We start from the raw sequence: 6,873 nt of genomic DNA on the forward strand, positions 1-6,873 counted from the left end.
AGACGTCAACAACACCGCTCGGAAGATCCGGAAAGCTCTCCGAAGTGGCAGACATGTGTGTATATCTGGCAAGCAAAAGATCTTCTTATGTACACGGTGTGACCATCAATGTAGCCGGCGGAAAGACCAGAGGATAAGAACAAAAATATATTTGAATAGCATTTATTTTTAAATAGGTGCCGCATGTTTAAATGTGGCACCTTTAGTAATTGTTTAGTTTATCAATCTATTTTCATATATAAAAATGAGGGAATCATAAATATGTCGGTTTTATTTATGATTCCCTTATAAACTATATTTGTAGCATCCCTATTGTATTAAAGATTATATTGTTATTTATATAAATAAAGGGGGAAAGAACAAGTCCAGCTACTTCCACGTTTTAAGGTTGTTTGCCAAGTACCTCCGATAAAAGAAGAGCTATGCTTTGGCGCATATTTTTTAAAACCTGTTTTGTAATCAAATTCCAAAGTTGGATATTTGTTTTTTTGTTGATTTACTCCAGCTGCTGGATTTAAAGTTCGGAAAAAAACAATTTTAGTTTTAACACTTACTCCGGGCTGAACATGTTTTTTAACTTTTCCTACAATTCGATCTAATCTCGCAGTTGTACTTTTTGTGGTAAAATATATACGTAATGTAAAGTATACGCTACTGGTCTTGTCCCATTTGCCATCTCCATAATCACCAGCATAAACATTATTATGAAATAATTTGATTAATGATGCCTGCTCTTTAATTTGAGATAGGTCTTCAGTAGAAGCCGTCAGTATCTTAGAATTATGCTCCTTGTCCTCAATTTCATAAGTTTTTAGGAGATATTTGCTATCGCCATTTTCTAATTTCATAACTTCGTTTTTGACCTTTCCATGTTTCAGGCCGTACTTATACAACGTTTTACTATCTTGTTCTGTAAAATTTTCCTTATCTAAAATAGTAGAAACCTCTGATTCATCATTAGATTTAGTATCGGCAAAGGTTGGAGTAGATTGACCCAAAATAAAAAATAAGGCAAAAATGTATACAAAATATTTTTTCATCAAGCATCTCCTTTCTTGGTGAAGTGAGAAATAATAGTATTTAGATATCCCCCTAAATAAAGAAAGAAAACTAAAAAATAATTATCAAAATTGCCGACAAAATTAGTTCTTATAAGGTAAATCCAAAGAATAATAGGAAGGAAGATGCTAAGCAAACATAATATAATTGTCATATTGTGCTTTAAAATAAATGGCAAACGTTTGGAAAAAAAGCAGATAAATAAACCTAGCAAAATAATAAAAATATACTTTAGAATATATATTTTAATAACAGATTCAGAATATAATGGAATTTGATCTTCTAAACCTGTAATTATATATGCCAATATATAGGAAATAATAGGAATAATAAATAAATATAATTTTTTCATAGAGATACCTCCTCGTATAATATCTTTTAGATACATTAAATGTACCTTGATAACTAAATAAAATTTGTTCAATAGGCTTAGTAAAGCCCATGGTATAATTGTTCTTAGTGTCAATCAGGTAATAGTTCTGTTACCTCCTGTTGAACCAGAAATGGTTGCTTCATAGTGAGTCTGTTCCCCTGACACGGATGTTAGCTTCAAACCTGCTCATCTATTAAAGTGAAACCATTGTCATCACTTCAATCTAAACGAATAATAGTTAATAATTTAAAAAACAACTAAATGGATAATTCAGTCTTTTTACTATTATATGAGATATGGGGAAATATTGCAATAGATTAGAATAAATTTGTAAGTTGTTACAAAATAAATTTAATTAAATTAATTTATGGAATATTAATATATGTAATAAGTAATCCCTCTATTAGGCTTAAGACATGGTAAATGTTTATAATTATACTTTCAATTTTTGTAATATTTGAAATGAAAGAAATCTACAAACAAAAAGATAATTTAGGTGATTGTGAATTTTGCCTAACTACGTAGTTATAAAATTGACTGTTATATCTGTTTTCAAAGGATTAGATGTTGTTATTTTTAATCCTCTATTCTATAATCATAAACAAAAGCAAGATTAGAATGATATTTAAGTGCACAGGTAAAGAGTGAATAGTTTTAGTTACGTTCAGTATATAAGGAATTTGTAAATGATTACATTTAGAGAAATAAAAAGGGAAGAGGTAATGTATGATTATGGAAATAGTGATAGGAATTATTATAATTGTGGGAATTTTCGCATTTATCGGATATTCTTATATGATCAAGCAGCAGTCAGATGAGGTGAGAAAACTGTATGCAGATTTCAGGGAGACCTATGGAAAAGATTATCAGATTGGGTTTGGGTTGTGTAAGGGAACCGTTTTTAACAAAGAATACATAGTGATCCTTGCTGCAGACAAGGACAAAAAAGTGATTGATGCTGTGTCGGCGGAAGGATCTGGAATGGAATGGAGCCATGGGACCGCTTCTGAGTACATTGGCATGGATATCGCAAAATATAAAACAGAGCAGGAAGAAATGAAAAAGAAGCAGACGCTGTATGAAAAAGGGGAACAGGAAATGACTCCAAAGGAAAAAGCATTGACGATGGCTGTGAAAAATATTTAAAATTTGAGTGTTAGAAGCAAAGCGGCAGGAAAGGAACAGAATGGAAGAAATACTGGAGCAGAAAAAAGAAAGAGTGATCCTGGTGGGTGTGTGTCTGGGAGAACCCAGGGAAGCCGAGGAATCCCTGGAAGAGTTAGAAGAACTTACAAGGACTGCAGGAGCTTTAGTGGAAGGATGCATTCTCCAGGCCAGAGAACAGGTCCACCCCGGTACTTATGTGGGAAAAGGTAAGATAGAGGAGATCCGGGATCTTTTATTTGAGACAGAGGCAGACGGTATTGTGTGTGACGATGAGCTTTCACCGGCACAGCTTGCAAATCTCTCACAGATATTGGATATCAAGGTGATGGACCGGACACTGGTGATCCTGGACATTTTCGCTAAGCGTGCCCGGACAAAAGAGGGAAAGATCCAGGTGGAGCTGGCCCAGCTCAGATACCGCGCCACAAAGCTGACCGGAAAGGGAGTAAGCCTTTCAAGGCTAGGCGGCGGTATCGGCACGAGAGGGCCGGGGGAAAAGAAGCTTGAGATGGACAGGCGTCTGATCCGCACACGGATATCCCATTTAAAAGCTGAACTTTCCGGGGTGATCAAACACAGGGAAGTTCAGAGAAAGCAGCGGCAGAGAAACCATACACCTGTGGTCTGTATTGTCGGTTATACCAATGCCGGGAAATCCACGCTGTTAAATTACTTTACGGATGCCGGAGTCCTGGAAGAGGACCAGCTGTTTGCCACACTGGATCCCACCACAAAAAGTGTTGTGTTAAACAGCGGGCAGACCATCCTTATGACGGATACGGTTGGATTTATCAGAAAGCTTCCGCATCATCTGGTAGATGCATTTAAGAGTACACTGGAAGAGGCTAAGTACAGTGATGTGATCCTTCACGTGGTTGACTGCTCCAATCCATGTATGGAGCAGCAGATGGAGGCTGTCTATGAGACATTAAATCAGCTCGGCATCAAGGATACGCCTGTGATCACGGCATTTAATAAGATAGACCAGGCAGATAAAGGCATTCTTTTGAAGGATGTCCATGCGGATGAAACTGTAATGATTTCCGCCAAAGAGGGTACAGGAACCGGGGATCTCTTAAATGTGATCGAAGACGTCCTGAGCAGACAGAAAATTTATTTAGAGAAAAAATACGGTTATGACGAGGCGGGAAAGATCCAGGCCATCAGAAACCACGGACAGCTTATAAAAGAGGAATACCGGGATGACGGCATTTACGTGGAGGCTTATATACCAAAAGAAATCTTAGGAATGGTGTAGGAGGACGTATGATTATACAGAAAGTGATTAACAATAATGTGGTCAGTACCTTTGATACGAACAACCATGAGGTTATTCTCATGGGAAAGGGCATAGGATTCCGGAAAAAGGCAGGGGATGAACTCGACAAGACAAAGATCGAGAAGATTTTTACACTGGATCAGCGGGAAAAAAGTCCATTTATCCAGGAAGTGCTCGCTATTATCCAGGAATTTTATGAGATCAGTTTCAAGACAGAGCTGCCTGCCTATCAAAGATTTATTACGCATCTGGAATATCTGGAAAACAGCATCAAATCCGGAGAGTCACATTCTGTGGAAGATGAAGAGGATGATGTGGAGTTTTATGAGAGAAATCAGAAGAAATATCCGGAGGCTTATATATGCAGCCAGAAAATTGTCGAGCATATTGAAGGACATTACGGCTATACCCTGTCCGTAGATGAAAAAATGTACCTGATCATCTATGTAAAACGGCTGATCCTGGAAGCCGGCATCCAATAGGAATTTGTTGTGGTTTCAGTTGACATTTGGACGGGTTTTTGATAAGATTTAGACATTGAATATTGGATTGTGACTGGTAATGCAGGCAAGACCTTTTTGATAGATGTAAGCTGAGATTCGCGCATTTATTAAGGGGTCTTTTTGTTTTTTTCAGCTCAGTCCGTCATTTATTAACTAAAATTTACAGAATGAAGGAGATTTTATTATGGTATCTAAGAAGTTTGTAATTGAAAACGAGCAGGGATTACACATGAGACCGGCAGGAGTTTTAGCAAAGGCAGTAACAAAGTTTGAATCTGATGTCACCATCGTTTTCGAGGACAAGAAGATCAATGCAAAGAGTCTTCTGAACATCATCGGAGCATGTATCAAATGTGGTTCAGAGATTGAACTTGTATGTGAAGGTCCTGATGAGGAAGCAGCTTTAGCTCATGCGACAGAATTAATTGAATCTGGTTTAGGTGAATAATTAATCTCATTTTACAAAGGGGACAGGTGGCATATGTATAAAGGTATTGGAGCATCTGCGGGAATCGGCATCGGTAAAGTTGTTGTGATAAAGGAACAGAGCCTGGATTACAAAAAGGAGACAATTACAGACGCCGAAGCAGAAAAGAAAAGATTAAGCGAAGCGATCGAAGTGTTCATCGATAAGACAACCAAGATGGTGGAAGCCATGAAGGTGACTGCCGGAGAACAGGAATCTGAGATTCTGGAGGGACATATCCTCATGATCCAGGACCCTGCGATCAAAGAGCAGATCGATGCGAAGATCGATGACGAAAAGATCAATGCGGAAGCTGCCGTCGAGGAAGCATGTGATTTCTTTGCACAGATTTTTGCCATGGCTGAAGATGAATTGACCCAACAGAGAGCATCTGACTTAGGAGATATTAAAACAAGATTAATCAAGATCTTATTAGGGATCGAGGAAGTAGATATCAGCGCTGTTCCGGAAGGAACTGTCCTGGTTGCGGAAGATTTGACCCCGTCCATGACTGCCGGCATCAACCCGGCCAATGTCGAGGGTGTACTGACAGAGATCGGAGGCAAGACTTCCCACTCTGCGATCATCTGCCGTTCCATGGAGATCCCGGCAGTACTTAGTGTTGAGAATATCGTTTCCATCGTTAAAGACGGAGATGTTGTCGTATTAGACGGAGCGACAGGAGAAGCATATGTAAATCCTGAAGATTCTGTCCTGGAAGATTACAAGGCTAAGAAAGCGGCATATCTGGAAGAGAAAGCGGCTCTGTCCAAGTTCATCGGACAGGCGTCTCAGACTGCTGACGGACGTGTAGTTGAACTGGTTGCCAATATCGGCGGGCCGGACGAGGCTGCAAGAGTTGTTGAGTGCGACGGAGAAGGTGTGGGACTGTTCCGTACAGAGTTCTTATTCATGGACCGTGACAGCGTTCCTACCGAAGAAGAACAGTTCAAAGCATACAAAACAGTTGCAGAGACTCTGGAAGGAAAACCTGTGATCATCCGTACTCTGGATATCGGAGGAGACAAGGCACTTCCTTATCTCGGATTAGAGACAGAGGAAAACCCGTTCCTTGGTTTCCGTGCAGTGCGTTTCTGCCTGAAACGTCCTGACATTTACAGACCTCAGCTGAGAGCTTTATTGAGAGCCAGTGCATTCGGAAAGATCCGCATCATGGTTCCGCTTGTAACATGTGTGGACGAACTCCGTGCTGTAAAAGCACTGCTTGAAGAAATCAAAGGAGAATTAGACGCAGAAGGCATTGCATATAACAAAGACGTAGAAGTCGGCGTTATGATGGAAACTGCTGCTGCAAGCTTAATTGCCGACATTTTGGCAAAAGAAGCAGATTTCTTCAGCATCGGTACCAACGACCTGACAGGATATACTATGGCGGCTGACAGAGGAAACTCTGACGTGGCTTACCTGTACTCAGCATATAACCCGGCAGTACTCCGTTCAATAAAGAACATCATCGGGGCTGCAAATAAAGAGGGTATTATGGCTGGTATGTGCGGTGAAGCTGCCAGCGATCCGCTGCTCGTACCGGTACTTCTTGCATTCGGACTGAACGAATTCTCTGTTAGTGCAACTGCGATCCTTGCCACAAGAAAAGTAATGTCCTTATGGACTATGGACGAAGCAAAAGCTTTGGCAGAGGAAGTTATGCAGCTGACAACAGAAGCAGAAGTAAAAGCTTTATTGGAAGAAAGAGCCAGAAGCTAGGCTTTATAATGTATGATAGATTCTCAGGAGATATGATCTGTATACAGACATATCTTCTGAGAGTTTTTTTGTTTACGCGAACCTGTTTTTTTACTATAATAGATTAGGGTGTCAAAAGGTCATTGACCTTTGATATAAATTTGTACCTTGAAAATTTAACACGATATATCAATTCATCCGAACATTTGGTAAAATATAAATATCAAATATCGAGGTGATTCGCATGGCTTTTGTATCAAATAATAGTCAACAAATGTCGTTGACTGACAGCACATTTAACCTGACAGAAAGAGAACGTAGG

The 6,873-nt window shown here is 39.4% G+C and carries 8 protein-coding genes; 6 read left to right on the top strand and 2 right to left on the bottom strand.

Annotated elements, in window-relative coordinates; translation table 11 throughout:
• Positions 1 to 137: SDR family oxidoreductase (locus CI597_RS19605; protein ID WP_143266099.1), on the top strand; the 137-nt coding region annotated here is incomplete at its 5' end.
• Positions 138 to 332: 195 nt separating this feature from the next.
• Here the strand turns inward: CI597_RS19605 and CI597_RS17200 are convergent.
• Both CI597_RS17200 and CI597_RS17205 read right to left on the bottom strand, forming a co-directional pair.
• Positions 333 to 1,040: a hypothetical protein gene (locus CI597_RS17200; RefSeq protein WP_024726939.1), complete on the bottom strand. Its 708-nt coding sequence runs from the start codon at positions 1,038 to 1,040 to the stop codon at positions 333 to 335.
• Positions 1,040 to 1,411: a DPCD protein gene (locus CI597_RS17205; protein ID WP_095143020.1), complete on the bottom strand. Its 372-nt coding sequence runs from the start codon at positions 1,409 to 1,411 to the stop codon at positions 1,040 to 1,042. Before CI597_RS17205 ends, CI597_RS17200 begins: the two co-directional genes overlap by 1 nt.
• A gap of 747 nt (positions 1,412 to 2,158) precedes the next feature.
• Between CI597_RS17205 and CI597_RS17210 the strand changes: the two genes are divergently transcribed.
• From CI597_RS17210 to ptsP, 5 genes are all read left to right on the top strand, one after another.
• Positions 2,159 to 2,578 carry a transcriptional regulator GutM gene (locus CI597_RS17210; RefSeq protein WP_024726941.1) on the top strand — a complete coding sequence of 140 codons (420 nt, stop codon included), beginning with the start codon at positions 2,159 to 2,161 and terminating at the stop codon, positions 2,576 to 2,578.
• 40 nt (positions 2,579 to 2,618) lie between these two features.
• Positions 2,619 to 3,857 (top strand): GTPase HflX, encoded by a 1,239-nt coding sequence (hflX, locus tag CI597_RS17215; RefSeq protein ID WP_024726942.1) that lies wholly within the window; start codon positions 2,619 to 2,621, stop codon positions 3,855 to 3,857.
• A gap of 8 nt (positions 3,858 to 3,865) precedes the next feature.
• Positions 3,866 to 4,360: a CAT RNA binding domain-containing protein gene (locus CI597_RS17220; RefSeq protein ID WP_024726943.1), complete on the top strand. Its 495-nt coding sequence runs from the start codon at positions 3,866 to 3,868 to the stop codon at positions 4,358 to 4,360.
• A 205-nt stretch (positions 4,361 to 4,565) separates the two neighbouring features.
• A complete protein-coding gene (locus tag CI597_RS17225) occupies positions 4,566 to 4,829 on the top strand; it encodes an HPr family phosphocarrier protein (protein ID WP_006568975.1) in 264 nt (87 codons plus the stop codon).
• Positions 4,830 to 4,862: 33 nt separating this feature from the next.
• Positions 4,863 to 6,572, top strand: coding sequence for a phosphoenolpyruvate--protein phosphotransferase (gene ptsP, locus CI597_RS17230; RefSeq protein ID WP_024726944.1), 1,710 nt, complete (start codon positions 4,863 to 4,865; stop codon positions 6,570 to 6,572).
• Positions 6,573 to 6,873: the final 301 nt, after the last annotated feature.

Origin of the sequence: Anaerostipes hominis (ex Lee et al. 2021) (genome assembly GCF_002270485.1) — a bacterium.
Lineage (GTDB): Bacteria > Bacillota > Clostridia > Lachnospirales > Lachnospiraceae > Anaerostipes > Anaerostipes hominis.